Source organism: Rhodococcus sp. F64268 (genome assembly GCF_023015605.1).
Taxonomy (GTDB): Bacteria; Actinomycetota; Actinomycetes; order Mycobacteriales; family Mycobacteriaceae; genus Rhodococcus.
Map to the genome: position 1 here is coordinate 29,611 of NZ_JALKAI010000013.1, position 17,795 is coordinate 47,405.

A 17,795-nucleotide genomic window follows, 5' to 3' on the forward strand; every position below is an offset into this window, starting at 1 on the left:
GGCGGAGCAATACGAGAGAGGACACCACCATGGCAGATCGTGTACTGCGAGGCAGCCGACTCGGGGCGGTGAGTTACGAAACCGACCGTGACCACGATCTCGCGCCGCGTCGGATGGCACGCTATCGCTGCGACAACGGCGAAGAGTTCGACGTGCCGTTCGCCGACGAAGCCGAAATCCCCGGCACCTGGATGTGCAAGAACGGTCTCGAAGGCACCCTCATCGAGGGTGCGGCACCCGAGCCGAAGAAGACCAAGCCGCCGCGCACCCACTGGGACATGCTGCTCGAGCGTCGCTCGGTCGAGGACCTCGAGGAACTGCTCAAGGAGCGACTCGACCTGATCAAGAGCAAGAGGCGCGGCTGAGCGACCCGACGGGTGGCCCTCACCCCGGGCAGGCGTAATCGGCGATGCCGTTGCGGGAATTGTTTCCCGCAACGGCATTTCCTTTTCTGCAGGACCCACCCGGAGTCAGGTCGCAGACACGCCACAAAAAGATCAAATGCCGGGCAACCGTGCGGATCGGCGTGCAATTATGGGCGAACCCGCCGGACGAGAACAGTCGGCGGCACCACCTTCACACCACGCACCGATATTTCGACGATGATCGGTCGGGCAGCACCCGGGGGGTGAATACACGTGAACGACAACAACACCGTCACCGATCCCGAGACCGCGCTCGAAGCGTTGCGCGTCGAGCTCGATCGCGTCGACCGCGCACTTCTCGACGACGTCCGGGACCGGCTGGCGCTGTGCACGCGCGTCGCCGAGCTGAAACAACAGCACGACATCGCGGTGCTGCAACCCGGCCGCATGCAACTCGTGCAGCGCCGTGCCCGCGACTATGCCGAACGTCACGGGCTGTCCGCCGAGTTCGTGCGCGAACTCTACGACCTGCTGATCGGGGAGGCGTGCCGGGTCGAGGACCTCATCGTCGCCGACGGCGATGCCACCACCGGGGGCGATCCGAGCGTCGCCGCGCCCGCCGAGCGCCGGAGCTGAGCGGATCATGGCAGCGGCTGCGTCCCCCTCCGACCCCAGATCGTCCCACCCTGGGTCCTCGTGGCACCCTGGGTCCTCGTGGCACGCCGGGTCCTCGTCGCACGCTGGGTCACCGCAGCCCGGCCGGTCCGCACCGCCGGTCCGCACCCTGCTCGTGGACAACTACGACTCGTTCACCTACAACCTCTACAGCCTGCTGACCCGCGTCAACGGCATCGCCCCGCTCGTGGTCACCAACGACACCTCCTGGGACGACGTCCTCACCCTCGACTTCGACAACGTCGTCATCTCCCCCGGCCCCGGCCGCCCGGACCGCGAGCGCGATTTCGGGATCAGCGCCCGCGCGCTGACCGAACTGCACGTCCCGGTGCTCGGGGTGTGCCTCGGCCATCAGGGGTTGTGCCACCTGTTCGGCAGCGCCGTGGTCCGCGCCCCCGAGCCGGTGCACGGTCGCGCCAGCGACATCCTGCACAACGGGACCGGACTGTTCGCCGGGATCCCGTCGCCATTGACCGCCGTGCGGTACCACTCGCTGATCGTCGAGGACGTCCCCGACGAGTTCGAGGTCCTCGCCCGCACCCGCGACGGATTGCTCATGGCCGTCGCGCATCGCCACCGGCCTCTGTTCGGCGTGCAGTTCCACCCCGAGTCGATCGGCACCGACTACGGATTCGAACTGCTCGACAATTTCCGGGCCGTCACCACGACCCGGGCACGCACCACCCGCAACGGGGTCGCCGCGCCCGCCCCGGCGCCGGCCGCCGCACGATTCGTGCTCGAGAGCCGCACCCTCGACTGTCACCCCGCACCGCACGCGGTGTACGAGGCGTTGTTCGCCGCGGGCCCGCACAGCTTCCTCCTCGAGGGCAGTGACGCACTCGAACCGGAGTCCCGATTCACGGTCATGGGCGACGCTTCCGGGCCCCGCGCCGAGTTCGTCACCTACAGTGTCGCGGAAACCCTGGTGCGCGAACACCGTTCGGACGGCAGCAGCGCCTCGTATCACCGCACCTTCTTCGACCATCTCGACCGTCGCCTCACCGAACGGCGCGTCGAGGCCCGCACCGATCTGCCCTGCGCGTTCGGACTCGGCTACGTGGGATATCTCGGCTACGAACTCAAAGCCGACGCCGGCGGTCAACTCGTGCACACCTCCCCCGTCGCCGACGCCGCGATGGTGTTCGCCGACCGGGCCGTCGTCCTCGACCACGAGGCCGGGCGCTGCCACCTGCTCGCGCTCAGCGAGCAGGTGGGCGAGACCGCCACCGCGGCGTGGTTCGACGAGACCGCCGCGGTACTGGCCACCCTGTCCGACTCGGTGCCACCCGCCCCGCCGCCGCTGCTGGTGCGCGCCGATCGCGACGAGAAGATCCGGGTGCGGCACGACCCGCAGCGGTATCTCGACCTGATCGGCCAGTGCCTCGCCGAGATCCGCAGCGGCGAAACGTACGAGGTGTGCCTGACCAACACCGCGACCGTCGATCGGCACATCGATCCGCTCCGCACCTACCGGGTCCTGCGCAGCATCAGTCCCACCCCGTACAGTGCGTTGCTGCGCTTTCCGGGCCTGGCTGTGCTCAGCGCCTCCCCGGAACGGTTCCTGCGGATCGGGTCGGACCGCGTCGTCGAGTCCAAGCCGATCAAGGGCACCCGGCCGCGCGGCGCCACCGCCGCGCAGGACGACCTCCTACGCGAGCATCTGCGCACCTGTGAGAAGGACCGCTCCGAGAATTTGATGATCGTCGATCTGGTACGCAACGATCTTTCCCGGGTGTGCATTCCCGGATCGGTGCACGTCCCCGAGCTCTTCGACGTCGAAACCTATTCCGCAGTACACCAATTGGTGTCCACTGTCCGAGGAACCCTACGCCCCGACAAGACGGCGGTGGACTGTGTGCGGGCCGCATTCCCGGGCGGCTCGATGACCGGCGCACCGAAACTGCGCACGATGGAGATCATCGACAAACTCGAGGACGGGCCCCGCGGCGTCTACTCCGGGGCACTCGGATACCTGTCGCTGACCGGCACGGTGGATCTGTCCATCGTCATCCGCACGATGGTCGCCACCGACCATCAGGTCAGCTTCGGGATCGGCGGCGCGATCGTCGCGCTCTCCGACCCCGACGACGAACTCGAAGAAACCCTGGTCAAGGCCGTCGCGATGCGCCGCTGCCTCGCCGACCCCGACGCGGGGGGCACCGGCGGAGCCGCTCACGCCGACGGAGCCGGCACCGTCGACGTGGCGTCACCGGCAGACGGAACCCGCCGGTGACAGCGGCACCGACCGGGCCCATCGTCGTCGTAGGGGGGTGCGGAGCCGTCGGTGCGATGCTCACCGCGGCGTTGCGCCGCGCTGGCCACACCGTGTACGTCCTCGACGCACACGCAACCGAACATGCTGCTGCGCAAACTGATTCGGATCACCGGACGCTCCGCGCCGACATCACGGCACCGACTCCCGTCGCCGCATCCGCACTGCGGGCAGCCACCACCGTCGTCCTCGCCGTCCCAGAACCGGTTGCGCTCGCCGCACTTCCCACCCTCGCGGCCCTGCTGCGTCCCGATGCCCTACTCGTCGACACCCTGTCGGTGAAAACCGTCATGGCCGACGCCGTGCACCACGAACTGCCCGACCGTGCAGCCCTGGGCATCAACCCGATGTTCGCTCCGTCCCTCGGGATGACGGGGCGGCCCGTCGCCGCCGTCGTCTACCGCCCCGGACCACCCGTGCACGCGTTTCTCACGGTGCTGCGCCGCGAACAGGTGCGCATCGTATCGGTCGACGCCGACGAACACGACCGGATCACCGCCACCACCCAGGCCCTGACCCACGCGACCGCCCTCGCATTCGGGTTGGCCCTCGACACCCTCGATCCCCCGCCGGCCACCGAGAGCACCGCCCCGCCCCCGCACCTGCTGCTGCGCGCACTTCTCGCGCGAGTCGCCTCGGGCGTCCCCCAGGTGTACCACGACATCCAGGCGGCCAACCCCTACGCGGCGCAGGCCCGCCGCGCCCTGCGCGGTGCCCTCGACGAACTCGACGCCGCCGCCGACCCCGAGCGGATCGACACATTCGCCGCGGCGATGACCCGGGCCGGTACCGCCCTCGGACCCGGTCTCGACCGGTATCGTGCGATATGCGGGCAGCTGCTGACGACGCTGCCGTCCGCAGCACCCGGATCCGACCTCGAGAACGGGGGCCCGAGATGATCGATCCCGATTTCGGCGTCCCCCTCGCCCACGCCGACGCCGCCACCGCCGAACCGGTGCGCGCCCGGCTCCGCCCCCCGGAACTGCCCACCCACGACCCGGCCGATCCCGTCGAGAGCGCCGTGATCCGTGGACTGTCCCACTCGTGGCCGCGCCGCGCCGCGGTCAAGAAGGCCGAACCCGACCTCGACGCGATGTTCGAGCCGGACCTGCACGACTTTCCCGAGGCGATGATCCCGTTCCACACCCATCCCCGCTATCTCGCGCTCGACCAGCACCACCGCGCCCGCGTCGAGGCATGGGCCTGGATCGCATACAACAAGAATGTCATCGACATCGAACAGCACGTCGTCAATCCCGGATTCGGGTTGATCACCTCGGACGTGTTCGGCATCGGCCCGCACGACACGGTCACCGTCGGGGTGCTCCAGGCGATGGTCGACGAGCAATACCACACACTGATGCATCAGAACGCCAACGCCTTGACCCGCCGCCGCCGCGGCTGGGCGATGCCCGACGCGGTGCTGCCCCCCTGCCGTACCGTCCGTGCCCACGATGCGGCCATCGCCCACGCCCTCGACCCCCGGCATGCGGCCTTGATCCGATTGGCGTTCACCACCGTCGCCGAAACCTCCATCAGCGCCTACCTGGGCTTGTTCACCGGCGACGAGTCGGTGCAGCACGTCAACCGCAGCACGGTGTCCGTGCATCGCCGCGACGAGTTGTGCCACAGCTCCCTGGCCGGGGAACTGCTCATGATGATCTTCGACGAACTCGACGCCACCGAACGTGAACTCCTGCTCGACGCGCTCGCCACCGGCATCGAGGCGTTCACCGGAAACGACATGAGTACCTGGGCCGCCATCGTGGCGCATGAGCAGATCCCCGGTGGGCAGGCGATGCTCGCCGACACCGCCGCTGCGACCGCCGGGCGGCCGGTGGTGCAGGACTGCACCGCCATCCGCCGGTTGTGCGGGCATCTCGGGGTCGAAGCCGACCTCGTCGCGCGCGGCCCCTTCGATCCGGCCTGAGACCACGGCCTGAGACCACACCGCCGACCCGCCCCGGTGGGTGACCTGAGGGCGCTGCGTGTCAGCGGCCGGTCACCCGCGCGAGCAGCGCCCGCCCCTTCGACAGGCGCGACTCGAGCCCCCACAACGTGACCTTGAGCAACGCTTCCTGCACGATGTTGCCGCTCATCTTCGATTCCCCGATCTCCCGCTCGGTGAACGTGATCGGCACCTCACCGACGGTGAATCCGGCCTGCAGAGTCCGCCATGCCAGATCCACCTGGAAGCAGTAGCCGTGCGAGGCGATCGCGTCGAGATCGAGCGCTTCGAGCACCTCCCGCCGGTACGCGCGATAACCACCCGTGATGTCCTGGACGCCCACTCCGAGCGCCACACGCGAATAGATGTTCCCACCGCGCGAGAGCACCTCCCGATGCCACGGCCAGTTCACCACGGTGCCGCCCGGCACATACCGCGAACCGAGAACCAGATCGGCGCCGGCATCGATCCGCTCGAGCAGCAGATGCAGCTGCTCGGGGGCATGACTGCCGTCGGCGTCCATTTCCACGAGCACGGTGTAGCCGCGGTCCAGACCCCACCGGAAACCGGCGATGTAGGCGGCGCCGAGACCGTTCTTCTCGGTGCGGTGCATCACCTCGATACGCCCACCCGAGCCGTCGGGGTCACGATCGGCAGCGGCGAGTTCGTCGGCGAGGGCACCGGTGCCGTCGGGACTGCCGTCGTCGACGATCAACACGTGCGTGTGCGGCAGCGCAGCGTGCAGCCGCGCGACGATCCGTCCGATGTTCTCGCGTTCGTTGTACGTCGGAATGATCACCAGGGTGCGCGCACTCGGTGCGCTCATGTCCCCGGCCGGCGTCGCCGCTGCCATCAGTGGTCCTCCCTGTCGAACCGGCCGTCGGCCGGGATTGATGCTGTGTCGGAGTCGGGCTGTGACCCCGGCATATCGCGTCGCCGACGATCACGCACGAGGGCGAGGCCGGCAGCGACCACGGCCCCGACACAGAGCACGAGCTCCGGCACGGGTCCGAACCGACTAGCCAGCGTAGCGTCCTGCCGTAACTGCACGTGCGCGACCAACGCGGCCGGCTCGAACAACGCGGTGCGTTGCTGCACCCGACCGTCGGGATCGACGACCGCGCTGACGCCACTCGTCGCGGCGACCACCACGGTGCGACCGTGCTCGACGGCCCGCACCCGCGACATCGCCAGCTGCTGGTAGGTCATCTCGGTGTCGCCGAAGGTGGCATTGTTCGTCGGCACCGCCAGCATCTGCGCGCCGGCATCGACCGAATCACGGAACGCTCGATCGAACGCCACCTCGTAACACGTGGCCACCCCGATCGTGATACCCGCGGCCGAGACCGTGCCGTCCCCGGCTCCCGGCACGAAGAACCCGGCCCGGTCGGCGTATTCGGAGAACAACCGGAAGAACGACCGATAGGGCAGATACTCGCCGAACGGCTGGATGATCCGCTTGTCGTGCCGCTCCCCGGGACCGGAGTGCGCATCCCACACGATCACCGAATTGGTGGTGGTGCCGTCGCCGTTGACGAGCACCGCGCCGACGAGGATCGGAGCACCGATCGCCGCGGACGCCGCGGTGATGTCCGCGGCAGCATCGGCGTTGCGCAACGGATCGATATCGGACGCATTCTCCGGCCAGACCACCACGTCCGGGGCCTCGGCCCGACCGGCACGAACCTGCTCGGCGAGTTCGAGGGTGCGGGCGACGTGGTTGTCCAGCACCGCCTTGCGTTGCGCGTTGAAGTCGAGACCCAGGCGCGGCACACTGCCCTGGATCGCCGCGACGGTCACTTCCCGCCCGTCGGAATCAGCGGTGTCCGGGGTGACGATCAACGGCCACGCTGCTGCCGCCGCCAGCGGTGCCAGCGCCGTCCACGCGACCGCCGCCCACAGCCCACCACCACCACCCGACCTGCCGCGGTGCCGCCGCTGCCACTTCCCGACCGCGAGCGCGGCCGCGCCGCTACCGATCAACGCCACCGCGAACGACACCAACGGCGCGCCGCCCACCGCGGCGAGCCACACCAAGAACCCGTCGGGTTGCCCGAATGCCAACCGGCCCCACGGAAACCCACCGAACGGCACCGACGACCGCGCATACTCGGTCAGCGACCACGCCGCCGCGATCCACACCGGTGCCGCAGGCAGAGACCGTAGATGCACCGCCAACGCCCCGAACAGGCCGATGAACAACGCTTCGACCGCGGCCAACGCCAACCACGGCAACGGCCCGACATACACCCCGATCCACGGCAGCAACGGCACCAGAAAACCCAGGCCCGCAAGATAGCCGTACCCGAACCCCGCCCACCGCCGCATCGGCCGGGCCGTCACCACCGCAACGAGGACCGCGATGCCCAGCGGCGCCAGAAACCACAACGGGCGCGGCGGGAAACTCGCGAAGAGCAGGACACCCGCACCGACCGCAGCCACCGACCGTGCCACCACCGGCACCAACCGTCGCCTCAGCGACACACCCGATCCCGACCGGAACCCACTGCGCTGCATCACATCCTGCGACTCGGCACTCACCGCTCGTACACCACACGGCCACGATGCACACTGCGCACCAGCACCGGATCGGCCGTGCCCGGGCTCAGATCCGGCAGCGGCGCAACCCGCGACCGCGGATCCGTCGACCACCGCTGCACCCCGTCCTTGGGGGCACTGATCACCAGTTCCCCCGCCTCCCACAACGCATACGACGCGGGCGCACCCGGATCCAACGTGCCCGCCAGACCGTCACGCACCCCACCGGCCCGCCACGCTCCACGCGTCGCTGCAGCGAACGCAGCCCGCGGCGAAATGCCGCTGCCCTCGGTGCGATGGTGCACGGCCGCGCGCAGCATCGCCCACGGGCGCGGCGCGGTCACCGGCGCATCCGACCCGAACGCCAGCGACGTCCCGGTCGCGGCGATCGCCGCGAAATCGTTGAGCGCGGCCGCCCGTTCGGCACCGAGTCGCTGCGCATACATCCCCGACGGGCCACCCCAGGCCGCATCGAATCCCGGCTGCATGCTCGCGAGGATCCCGTACCGCGCCAGCACCTGCGCCTGCGCGACCGTCACCGATTCGACATGTTCGAGACGATGCCCGCACGACGCAACGGCGGGCCCACCGAGCTCCGCGGCGACCTGCTCGATCGCCGTGACCGCCGCTGCCGTCGCCGCGTCACCGATCACATGGAATCCGGCCTGCACCCCCGCGGCGGTGCAGGCCCGCAGATGCGCGGCGATGGCCTCGACATCGAGGTAGGTGCGGCCACAACAGCCGGGCGCATCGAGATACGGCTCCGACAACCACGCGGTCCGCGACCCGAACGCACCGTCGACGAACAGGTCGCCGCCGAGAGCGTGCGCTCCGGTGTCCGCGAGCACCGCACGAGCCTGGCCCTCGGTGGTGACGGCCTGCCCCCAATAGCCGCGCACCTGCACCGGATGGTCGTAGGCGAGCAATTCGGTGAAGTCGTCGACGCCGAAGATGTCGGGGCCACCGCACTCGTGCACCGCGACGATCCCGTGCGCAGCCGCGTCGTCGAGGGCCGCGGTGCGCGCCGCGGCGCGTTGCTGCGGGGTGAGCGCGGCCTGCGCGGCCGCGCGCACCGCGTGATGCGCGGCGGCGGTCAACGGCCGCTCGGGATGATAGCCGTCGAGTCCGGTGGCCTGCGCAGCCCGCCGCAACACCGTCGACGCCACCGCCGAATGCGCGTCGACGCGCGCCAGATACACCGCGCGACCCGGCGCGGCGGCATCGAGCGCCGCGGTGGTCGGTGCGTCGTCGGGCCAGGTGGTCTCGTCCCAGCCCTGCCCCCAGATGACGGCGTCGTCGTGGGTCGCGGCGAACTCCGAGACCCGCCGCAGCACCTCGGCGCCACTGCCGACGTCGGCCAGGTCCACCGCGAGCGGGTTGCGGTCGGTGACCGTCAACCCCTGGGCGGTGACATGGATGTGGGTGTCGACGAATCCGGGTGCGACGAACAACCCGTCGAGATCGACGACCTCCGCATCCGGATGCAATGCCCTCCCCGGGCGGTCCTGACCGACCCACACGACGCGCCCGTCCGTGACCGCCATCGCGGTCGCGTCCGGCGCGGAGGAACTGTAGATGCGGCCGCCGACGAGAAGCTGGGTGCGCGGTGCTGAACTCACGAGAGTCCAGTCTGCCCCGTCCTCACGGGTGTCGCCGGGGCGGGGTGTCGACGATCTCGCCCTCGAGCACCCCGTCGCCGCCGATCACCGGTTCCCCCGGGGCGGACGCGGTCAGCCGCGGATCGGCACCGACGACCGTGTGTTCGACGACCTGCCCGTCCACCACCACCATGCGGGCACCCCGCACGGTGGCGCCGTGCCGCGCGACCTGCCGCGCCGCGACGATACGCACCAGCGGGCGCAGCACCGCGCGGGTCGGCAGCAACAACACGATCCCCAGCACACTGGTGATCAGCCCGGGCACCAGCACCAAGGCGGCACCGACACCGATGAGCGCACCGTCGGTGAGCATCCGTTCCGGTGTCACGTCGAGGTTCGGTGTCGTGCCGCCGCGCAGCGACGTCAGATCGCGCAGTGCGCGGCGCCCGCGGGAGGCGAGCACCGCGTAGCCGAGCACGCTCACACCCAGGAACAACAGCACGGTGGTCAGCGCGCCGAACGCGCTGCCGAGCCAGGCGAGCACAGCGATCTCCGCGACCACGTAGGCGAGGAACAACAACAGGTACATGGCGGTCCTTCCGGTGCCGGCCGCGCCGTCTGCTGCAGGGGATGAGCGGCCGTTATCCCCTCCAACGAACGAGGACCCGATTTTTCTCCCGACGTGATCGAATGGCGGGATGAGTGCCGCGGACTGGGGCGTACTGCTGGTGGCGGCCACCGCCGCCGGGTGGGTCGACGCCGTGGTCGGCGGCGGCGGGTTGATCCTGCTACCTGCCCTGTTCCTGGTGGCGCCGCAGCTCACCCCGCAGGCAGCGTTGGCGACGAACAAACTCACGGCGATCTTCGGTACCGGCGCGGCGGTGCTCACCTTCGCGCGGCGGATCCGGCTGCCGTGGAAGATCCTGGCGCCCGCGGCGCTCGTCGCGGCCGTGTGCGCGGCGGCAGGTGCGGCGGCGGTCTCGCTGATCGACCCGGATGTGTTCATTCCCGTGGTGATGGTGGTGTTGGTGGCGGTGGCGGTGTTCGTCACGGCGCGCCCGACGCTCGGGACCGCTCCGGCCCACCGGCCCAGCGTGCCGCGCATGGTGATGGTGATCGTGGGGGCGGCCGCGGTGATCGGGTTCTACGACGGCATCCTCGGTCCCGGCACCGGCACCTTCTTCATCATCGTGTTCGCGGCGATGCTCGGCAGTGAGTTCGTGACCTCGGCCGCGATGGCGAAGGTCCTCAACTTCGGGTCGAATCTCGGGGCGCTGGTGTTGTTCGCGCTCGGCGGGCACGTGTGGTGGACGCTCGGGTTGACGATGGCGGTGTGCAATGTCGCGGGGTCGGTGCTGGGGTCGCGCACCGCGCTGCGGCGCGGCGCCGGGTTCGTGCGGGCGGTGCTGCTGGTGGTGGTGACCGTGATGGTGATCCGGCTCGGAATTCAACAGTTCGGGTGAGCGGGCCGATACGCTGCTGCAGGTGAACGTCGTCGATCCGGATTTCCTGGCGCTGCCGCTGCCGCGTATCGCCGATGCGGCGCTGTCGGTGGCGCGTGCGGTGGGGGCGCAACACGCCGATGTGCGGGTGCACCGGGTGCGCACCGAGTCGTTGACGGTGCGTGACGGTGCGGTCCAGTCCGTGGTGGACGCATCGGATCTCGGGGTGGCGGTGCGGGTGTTGCTCGACGGGACCTGGGGTTTCGCGTCGCATCCGGATCCCGATCCCGACGGCGCCGCGCATGCGGCGACGCGCGCGGTGGCGGTGGCGCGGGCGCTGCGCCCGATCAACCGGGACCCCGTCGAGTGGGCGCCCGAGCCGGTGTACCCCGAGGCGACGTGGTGTTCTGACTACCGAGTGGACCCGTTCACGGTGTCCACCGAGGAGAAGGTCGCGGTGTTGACCGACTATTCGCGCCGGTTGCTCGACGCGGATGGGGTGCATCACGTGGCGGCGAGGTGCGATCTGGTCAAGGAACAGAGTTTCTACGCGGATCTGGCGGGTTCGTCGATCACCCAGCAGCGGGTGCGGGTGCATCCGCAGCTGGAGGCGACGACGGTGGACCGGCGGGCCGGGACGTTCGAGTCGATGCGCACCCTGGCGGCACCGACCGGGCGGGGCTGGGAGTACGTCGCCTCCGATGCAGTGTGGGACTGGTCGGGTGAGCTCGCGGCACTGCCCCAGTTGCTGGTCGAGAAGGCGCATGCGCCGACGGTGACGGCGGGCCCCACCGATCTGGTGATCGACCCGACGAATCTGTGGTTGACCATTCACGAGTCGGTCGGACATGCCACCGAGTACGACCGGGCGATCGGTTACGAGGCCGCCTACGCGGGGACTTCCTTCGCGACCCCGGACCGGCTCGGGTCGCTGCGTTACGGCAGTGCCGCGATGCAGGTGCGAGCGGATCGCACCGAGCCGCACGGGTTGGCCACCGTCGGATTCGACGACGACGGGGTGGCCGCCCAGTCGTGGGATCTGGTGCGTGACGGGCTGCTCGTGGGCTTCCAGCTCGACCGGGCGTTCGCCGCCAAGGCCGGTGTGGGGCGCTCGAACGGCTGCGCCTACGCCGACTCGGCGCATCATGTGCCGTTGCAGCGGATGGCGAACGTGTCGCTGCAACCGGATCCGCAGGTGGATCGGTCCACGGCCGATCTGATCGGCGGGGTCGAGGACGGGTTGTACGTGGTCGGTGATCGCAGTTGGTCGATCGACATGCAGCGCTACAACTTCCAGTTCACCGGGCAACGGTTCTACCGGATCCGCGGCGGTCGCCTCGCCGGGCAGGTGCGGGATGCGGCGTATCAGTCGAGCACCACCGACTTCTGGGGTGCGCTCGAAGCCGTCGGGGGACGTTCGACATGGCAGCTCGGCGGGGCGATGAACTGCGGTAAAGCGCAACCCGGGCAGATCGCGCCGGTCGGTCATGGTTGCCCGTCGGTGCTGCTGCGGCAGATCAACGTGCTCAACACCCGGCAGGAGGGCGGTCGATGATCGACGCACCCCGGCTCGTCGACGCCGCGCTGGCCGCGTCCCGCGCCGACGAGACGATCGTGCTGGTCACCGACAGCGCAGAGGCGAATGTGCGGTGGGCGGGTAGTTCGATGACCACCAACGGGGTGATGCATGCACGCAGTTGGACGGTGATCGCGATCCGCCGCGGCTCACGGCCACGCTGCGGCATCGTGACCGCCCCGAGCGTGCCCGCCGACGAGATCCCCGCGGTGGTGGCCGCGGCGGTCGCGGCCGCCGACACCGCCGCCGAGGCCACCGACGCGATGCCACTGCTGCCCGGCGACGGGGAGCCCGGAGACTGGGCGGACGCGGCAGCGGGCACCGGCATCGACGTGTTCGGTGACGTGATCGCGGCATTGACCACCGGTTTCGGCGACGCGACCCGCGATCCGCTGTACGGGTTCGCGCATCACCAGGTGCACACCACCTGGCTGGGCACCTCCACCGGGTTGCGTCGCCGCTGGACGCAGACGGACGGGTCCATCGAGGTCACCGCGAAACGCGGTGGGTTGTCCGGCGCGGGCGCCTGGGTCGGGGCCGGCACCACCGACTTCACCGACGTCGACACCACGGCGCTGCTCACGGAACTGGACCGGCGCCTCGGGTGGGCCGGTAGCGCGGTGGCGTTGCCGCCGGGCCGGTACGAGACGCTGCTGCCGCCGTCGGCGGTGGCCGATCTGATGATCTACCTGATGTGGTCGATGGCCGGGCGTGGCGCCGAGGAGGGGCACACCGTGTGGTCACGCCCCGGCGGCACCCGCCTCGGCGAGACCGTGGCGGCGTTGCCGTTGACGTTGACCTCGGATCCGGCGGCGCCGGGTCTGGCCTGCCCACCGTTTGTCACCGCGACGGCCTCGACCGACACGGTGTCGGTGTTCGACAACGGTCTCGGAATCGAACGCGTCGACTGGATCCGCGACGGCACCGTGGCGGCATTGACGTATCCGCGTGCGGCGGCGGCAGAGTTCTCCGTGCCGGTGACCGCGCCCGGGGAGAATCTGCTCCTCACTGGCGGCTCGCGCGCCACCCTCGACGAGATGATCGCCGGCACCGAACGGGGCTTGCTGCTCACCACCTTGTGGTATTTGCGGGATGTGGACCCGTCGGCGCTGCTGCTGACCGGCCTGACCCGCGACGGGGTGTACCTGATCGAGGACGGACAGGTGCGCGGCGCGGTGAACAACTTCCGGTTCAACGAGTCCCCGCTCGACCTGCTGCGCCGCGCCGTCGAAGTCGGGGCGACCGAACGGACGCTGCCGCGGGAATGGAACGACTGGTTCACCCGCACCGCGATGCCACCAATGCGTATCCCCGATTTCCACATGTCTTCGGTGAGCGCCGCACAGTGAGCAGCACCGGCCGGTGGTCGATCAGGGTAGGTTGCGCCGACGCCGAGCGGGACTGCCGACGTACAGCGCGTTCGGTGCGCAGTCCGCGGTGACCAGGGAATTCGCGCCGATGACGGCGCCGGCCCCGATCGTCACCCCCGGCAATATCACCGCCCCGGACCCGATCCAGGCACCGCCACCGATATGCACCGGTTCGCCGGTGAGCGGCCCGGCGCGCTGTTCGCTCGGTCCGGTGTGGTGACTGCTGGTGAGCACCCGGACGTGGTCGGCGAGAAAGACACGGTCGCCGACGGTGATGTCGGCGACCGTGTCGAAGAAACACCCGTAGTTGACGAACACCCCGGAGCCGAGCGTCAACCGGCCCAGCCCCTGCACCACCACACCGCGGTGGATCAGGCTCGGCGTGGACGTACGCACACCGGCCCCGCGCAGCAACCGGTGCCGCAGGGCTCCGGGAACAACCGGAAGCCCTGCGGCAGCGACGAACACGGATTGGGACAGATAGGTGTGCCGCACCCTGGTATCGCCTCCCACAGTCTGCTGCCGCAGCCGACGCTTCCTAGCGCAGGTCGGCGAGTTCCTCCGCGATCTCCTCGGGGGTGACGGTCGGCTCGAAGCGGCGCACCACCGCGCCGTCGGGGTCGACGAGGAACTTGGTGAAGTTCCACTTCACCTCGTCGGTGCCGATCGCCTCGGGACGCGACTTGCTCACATGCTCGAACAGGAACCCGTTGTCGGGACCGAAGTCGCCGGGTGCCTGCGCCCGCAGGTACGTGTACAGCGGCGCTGCGTCCTCGCCGTTGACGTCGATCTTGCCGTAGACCGGGAAGGTCACGTCGTAGTTGACCGAGCAGAAATCCTGGATTTCCTGGTCGGTGCCCGGCTCCTGGCCACCGAACTGATTGCACGGGAACCCGACGACCTGCAGGCCGGCGTCCTTCTTCGCGCGGTGCAGTGCCTCGAGACCCTCGTACTGCGGGGTCAGCCCGCACTTGCTCGCGACGTTGACGATCAACAGGTGCTTTCCGCGGTGCACACCGAGGGATTCGGTGCCGCCGTCGGCGGTGGTGACAGTGAAATCGTGGACGCTCATAGTGCTCCTCGCAGATCTGGCTCGGTCGATATCGGATATGCAGTGGTCAGTCGAGGGTGCACGCCACCCCGATCGTGCCGGACCGGCCGCGCCGCAGCAGACTGCCCTTGACGGTCAGCCACCCGAACAGCTTGTACTTGCCGATGATCGCGGACCGGGTGCGTTCGGTGCCGGCGTCGTCGAGCAACACCGCGGTGCCCGGCACCGCGGCGCTACGCGGACGTCCGTGCGCATCGCACACCGCAAGCGTGATCCGCGGGTCGCGGCGCAGCCGCCCCACCTTGTGGGAACCGGTCGCGGTCCACACCAGCAGCCGGTCCCCGTCCGCGACCGCCCACACGGCAGTGGCGACCGCGGTGCCGTTCTTCCGGAACGTGCTCAGCAGCACGTACTGGGCGTCGGCGAGGTCGGCGAACGACGGTGTGGTGACTCCCCCATCAGGCATGCGCCCACCCTACGGAACGACCACCGGTGCGCGCGCGGCGGCGGCTCATCCTCCGGCCGGCGCGCCACGTGGCACATCACGGAACGCGAGATTCGGGTCGTGGCTGCGCTCACGCGGCATCCCCAGCACCCGCTCGCTGATCGTGTTGCGGGCCATTTCGGTCGTGCCACCGGCGATCGTGTACGACTGCTGCATCAGGAAGTCGGTGCCGCATTCGGCGACCACGCCGTCGTCGGCGTCCCACGCGGCACCGTCGGCGCCGGTCATCTCGTACATGATCGTGGTCAGCCGGGTAGCGACCTCTCCCGACATCAACCGCAGGATACTCGCGGCCTGATCGGTCATCGCGCCGGTCGCCATCGCCTGCCCGATGCGCTGTTGCAGCGCATCCTTGACCAGTTCGAGGGTGTCGGCCTCCCCGACCAGATCGCGGGCGAGGGGGTCGTCGAGGCGCCCCGCGTCGCGGGCGACATCGAGCAGTTCGTCGGTGCGGGAGCCGCCGCGGCTGCTGCCGGCCGGCAGCGTCGCATATGGAGAACGCAGCAGGAGCCGTTCGTGGAACATCCAGCGGGTGCCGACGGTCCAGCCGGCGTCGACGTCCCCGATCCGGTCACTGTCCGGGATCCGCACGTCGGTCATGAATTCCTGGCAGAACTCCTTCGACCCGCTGAGCATCTCGATGCGGTGCACCTCGATGCCCTGGGCTTTCAGCGGCACCATGAACACCGTCAACCCGCGATGCTTGGGCACATCCCAGTTGGTGCGAGCCAGGCACAACGCCCAATCGGACCACCAGGCGCCGGTGGTCCAGATCTTCGAGCCGTTGAGGATCCAGTCGTCTCCGTCGCGTATCGCAGTGGTGACCGCGCCCGCCACATCGGACCCGCCGCTGGGCTCGGACAGCATCTGCATCCACAGTTCCTCGCCGCGCAGGATCGCCGGGATGTGCCGCTTCTTCTGTTCCTCGGTGCCGAAATCGAGCAGCACCGCCGCACACGGCACGAACGTCGGCGCCTGCAGTCGCGCCGGATACTCGAAGCCGGCGAGTTCGTCGTTGAGGACCCGCTGATGTGCGGGGGTCAGTCCCTGCCCGCCGTACTCGCGGGGAATGCTGATCCCGGCAAGCCCGGCGTCGAACATGGACCGTTGCAGTGCGCGGTCGTGCTCGACGGCGGCGAGTTCGTCCTCGTCGGAAGTCTCCTTGCGCAGCACCCCCACGTGGGCGGCGGGATCGGCGGGCGCGAGATTCGCGCGGATCCAGGTGCGGGCGCGGGCACGGAACTCGTCGAGGGTTTCGGTCTCGACCTCGGTCTGGGTCACTGTGCGTTCTCCTTCGACGTGGCGGCGGCCGAGATGACGGCATCGGCGAGCAGCCGGCGATGCTCGGCGGGGGTGCCGTAGGTGGACCGGTTGGCGGCGACGCGCCGGGTGTACAAGTGCAGGTCGTGTTCGAACGTCAAACCGATACCGCCGTGGAACTGCACGCATTCCTGCATCAGGTGGGAGGCATGGTCGCCGATGTAGGCCTTCGCCGCACTCGACAGGCGGGCCGCATCAGGGGTGTCCGCCGCAACGGCGGCAGCCGCGGTGTCACTGATCGCGTGACATGCTTCGAGCCACATCTTCATGTCCGCGAAGCGGTGTTTGATGGCCTGGTAGGAAGCCAGGGCACGGCCGAACGAATAGCGGTCGAACGCCCACGCCACGGTGGTGTCGAATGCGGTCTGCAGCGCACCGACGGTTTCGGCGCAGCCCAGCACGATCGCCACGCGCCGGGCGTACTCGTCGTCGGCGGCGCCGTCCCCCGCAGTGCCGAGCACTGCGCCGACGGGAAGTCGCACCTCGTCGAACTCGACCTTCGCGTAGCGGCGGGACAGATCCACCGACCGCATCGCGGTGACGGTCACGCCGGGGGTGTCGCGGGGGACGAGGACGTGGCTGAGTCCGTCGCCGGTACGACCGGTCACCAGCAGAACCTCTGCGGTACCGGCGGCTTCGACGGGGCGTTTCGTGCCGTGCACGATCACGTCGTCGCCGTCGACGGTGATCGTCAGCGGCTCGGTGGCGGCACGGGCCTCAGGTCGGGGTTCGGCCGAGCACCACGCGGCTGTGCCAGAACCGTCGAGCAACCCGGCGAGAGTGTCGAGGTGGCAGCCGTGCCGGTTGAGAAGGGCCGCCACCACGTTGGTCGGCACGAGAGGTCCGGGGGCGGCGTGCCGCCCGAACTCGTACGCGATCATGGTCAGGTCGATCAGCCCTGAGTCGCTGATGGAGCCGCCGCCGTGCGCTTCGTCGACGAGAAGGCTGGTCCAGCCGAGTTCGGCACCGGCACGCCAGAAGGCGGGATCGAATCCGGCGGCATCGTCGCGGAGGCCGCGCAGGACCGCAACGGGGGTCCGTTCCTGCAGGAACCGGGCGGTCGTGTCGCGGAAGAAGTCCTGGTCGGGTGTGGGTTCGAGCAGCATGCAGTGCCTCTCGTCTGGGGCGGCACCCC

General features: G+C 69.6%; 17 protein-coding genes. 8 read left to right on the top strand and 9 right to left on the bottom strand.

The genetic code is table 11. The annotated features are described in order from the left end of the window. Positions 1-29 precede the first annotated feature (29 nt). The 5 genes from MWU77_RS22260 (at position 30) to MWU77_RS22280 (ending at position 5,242) form a co-directional block, all read left to right on the top strand. Complete coding sequence (locus tag MWU77_RS22260; RefSeq protein ID WP_054720842.1) at positions 30-365, top strand: RNA polymerase-binding protein RbpA; 336 nt, start codon at positions 30-32, stop codon at positions 363-365. A gap of 273 nt (positions 366-638) precedes the next feature. Continuing rightward, positions 639-1,001, top strand: coding sequence for a chorismate mutase family protein (locus MWU77_RS22265; protein WP_247274799.1), 363 nt, complete (start codon positions 639-641; stop codon positions 999-1,001). A 154-nt stretch (positions 1,002-1,155) separates the two neighbouring features. Then, on the top strand, positions 1,156-3,273 hold the full coding sequence (gene pabB / locus MWU77_RS22270) for an aminodeoxychorismate synthase component I (protein WP_247274800.1): 2,118 nt from the start codon (positions 1,156-1,158) through the stop codon (positions 3,271-3,273). After that, positions 3,270-4,211: a prephenate dehydrogenase/arogenate dehydrogenase family protein gene (locus MWU77_RS22275; RefSeq protein ID WP_169690197.1), complete on the top strand. Its 942-nt coding sequence runs from the start codon at positions 3,270-3,272 to the stop codon at positions 4,209-4,211. Before pabB ends, MWU77_RS22275 begins: the two co-directional genes overlap by 4 nt. Next, the gene (locus tag MWU77_RS22280) at positions 4,208-5,242 is read left to right on the top strand and encodes a diiron oxygenase (protein ID WP_247274801.1); all 1,035 of its coding nucleotides are present in this window, start codon (positions 4,208-4,210) and stop codon (positions 5,240-5,242) included. Before MWU77_RS22275 ends, MWU77_RS22280 begins: the two co-directional genes overlap by 4 nt. Positions 5,243-5,303: 61 nt before the next feature. Here MWU77_RS22280 and MWU77_RS22285 read toward each other — a convergent pair whose 3' ends face one another. From MWU77_RS22285 to MWU77_RS22300, 4 genes are read right to left on the bottom strand one after another with little or no spacing between them, the layout of a single operon-like run. Further along, positions 5,304-6,113, bottom strand: a complete 810-nt coding sequence (locus tag MWU77_RS22285) for a polyprenol monophosphomannose synthase (protein ID WP_169690195.1) — start codon at positions 6,111-6,113, stop codon at positions 5,304-5,306. Next, positions 6,113-7,777: an apolipoprotein N-acyltransferase gene (gene lnt, locus MWU77_RS22290; protein WP_169690290.1), complete on the bottom strand. Its 1,665-nt coding sequence runs from the start codon at positions 7,775-7,777 to the stop codon at positions 6,113-6,115. Before lnt ends, MWU77_RS22285 begins: the two co-directional genes overlap by 1 nt. A gap of 20 nt (positions 7,778-7,797) precedes the next feature. After that, positions 7,798-9,417 (bottom strand): amidohydrolase, encoded by a 1,620-nt coding sequence (locus MWU77_RS22295; RefSeq protein ID WP_247274802.1) that lies wholly within the window; start codon positions 9,415-9,417, stop codon positions 7,798-7,800. 22 nt (positions 9,418-9,439) lie between these two features. Beyond that, the gene (locus MWU77_RS22300) at positions 9,440-9,985 is read right to left on the bottom strand and encodes an FxsA family protein (protein WP_169690194.1); all 546 of its coding nucleotides are present in this window, start codon (positions 9,983-9,985) and stop codon (positions 9,440-9,442) included. Between the two features lie 109 nt (positions 9,986-10,094). Between MWU77_RS22300 and MWU77_RS22305 the strand changes: the two genes are divergently transcribed. The 3 genes from MWU77_RS22305 to MWU77_RS22315 are packed head-to-tail and all read left to right on the top strand — an operon-like array spanning position 10,095 to position 13,763. Beyond that, a complete protein-coding gene (locus tag MWU77_RS22305) occupies positions 10,095-10,859 on the top strand; it encodes a TSUP family transporter (protein ID WP_169690193.1) in 765 nt (254 codons plus the stop codon). A gap of 22 nt (positions 10,860-10,881) precedes the next feature. Then, on the top strand, positions 10,882-12,393 hold the full coding sequence (locus MWU77_RS22310) for a TldD/PmbA family protein (protein WP_169690192.1): 1,512 nt from the start codon (positions 10,882-10,884) through the stop codon (positions 12,391-12,393). Further along, positions 12,390-13,763 carry a metallopeptidase TldD-related protein gene (locus MWU77_RS22315; RefSeq protein ID WP_169690191.1) on the top strand — a complete coding sequence of 458 codons (1,374 nt, stop codon included), beginning with the start codon at positions 12,390-12,392 and terminating at the stop codon, positions 13,761-13,763. The genes MWU77_RS22310 and MWU77_RS22315 overlap by 4 nt, the downstream gene beginning before the upstream one ends. A 21-nt stretch (positions 13,764-13,784) precedes the next feature. Here the strand turns inward: MWU77_RS22315 and MWU77_RS22320 are convergent, their stop codons facing one another. Genes MWU77_RS22320 through MWU77_RS22340 form a run of 5 tightly spaced genes read right to left on the bottom strand, consistent with a single transcriptional unit; the run spans position 13,785 to position 17,766 of the window. Then, positions 13,785-14,279 carry a DapH/DapD/GlmU-related protein gene (locus MWU77_RS22320; protein ID WP_169690190.1) on the bottom strand — a complete coding sequence of 165 codons (495 nt, stop codon included), beginning with the start codon at positions 14,277-14,279 and terminating at the stop codon, positions 13,785-13,787. A gap of 43 nt (positions 14,280-14,322) precedes the next feature. Beyond that, entirely contained in the window at positions 14,323-14,856 is a 534-nt protein-coding gene (locus tag MWU77_RS22325) for a glutathione peroxidase (protein ID WP_169690189.1), read from the bottom strand. Positions 14,857-14,902: 46 nt separating this feature from the next. Further along, positions 14,903-15,301, bottom strand: a complete 399-nt coding sequence (locus MWU77_RS22330) for a PPOX class F420-dependent oxidoreductase (protein WP_247274803.1) — start codon at positions 15,299-15,301, stop codon at positions 14,903-14,905. A gap of 45 nt (positions 15,302-15,346) precedes the next feature. Further along, positions 15,347-16,621, bottom strand: a complete 1,275-nt coding sequence (locus MWU77_RS22335) for an acyl-CoA dehydrogenase family protein (protein ID WP_247274804.1) — start codon at positions 16,619-16,621, stop codon at positions 15,347-15,349. Then, complete coding sequence (locus MWU77_RS22340) at positions 16,618-17,766, bottom strand: acyl-CoA dehydrogenase family protein (protein WP_169690186.1); 1,149 nt, start codon at positions 17,764-17,766, stop codon at positions 16,618-16,620. The genes MWU77_RS22335 and MWU77_RS22340 overlap by 4 nt, the downstream gene beginning before the upstream one ends. Positions 17,767-17,795: the final 29 nt, after the last annotated feature.

Excerpts from the sequence above, each read along its gene's own strand:
- MWU77_RS22260 (WP_054720842.1), top strand. The coding sequence starts at position 30 with ATGGCAGATCGTGTACTGCGAGGCAGCCGACTCGGGGCGGTGAGTTAC.
- MWU77_RS22280 (WP_247274801.1), top strand. The coding sequence starts at position 4,208 with ATGATCGATCCCGATTTCGGCGTCCCCCTCGCCCACGCCGACGCCGCC.
- MWU77_RS22285 (WP_169690195.1), bottom strand. The coding sequence starts at position 6,113 with ATGGCAGCGGCGACGCCGGCCGGGGACATGAGCGCACCGAGTGCGCGC.
- lnt (WP_169690290.1), bottom strand. The coding sequence starts at position 7,777 with ATGCAGCGCAGTGGGTTCCGGTCGGGATCGGGTGTGTCGCTGAGGCGA.
- MWU77_RS22300 (WP_169690194.1), bottom strand. The coding sequence starts at position 9,985 with ATGTACCTGTTGTTGTTCCTCGCCTACGTGGTCGCGGAGATCGCTGTG.
- MWU77_RS22305 (WP_169690193.1), top strand. The coding sequence starts at position 10,095 with ATGAGTGCCGCGGACTGGGGCGTACTGCTGGTGGCGGCCACCGCCGCC.
- MWU77_RS22315 (WP_169690191.1), top strand. The coding sequence starts at position 12,390 with ATGATCGACGCACCCCGGCTCGTCGACGCCGCGCTGGCCGCGTCCCGC.
- MWU77_RS22325 (WP_169690189.1), bottom strand. The coding sequence starts at position 14,856 with ATGAGCGTCCACGATTTCACTGTCACCACCGCCGACGGCGGCACCGAA.
- MWU77_RS22330 (WP_247274803.1), bottom strand. The coding sequence starts at position 15,301 with ATGCCTGATGGGGGAGTCACCACACCGTCGTTCGCCGACCTCGCCGAC.
- MWU77_RS22340 (WP_169690186.1), bottom strand. The coding sequence starts at position 17,766 with ATGCTGCTCGAACCCACACCCGACCAGGACTTCTTCCGCGACACGACC.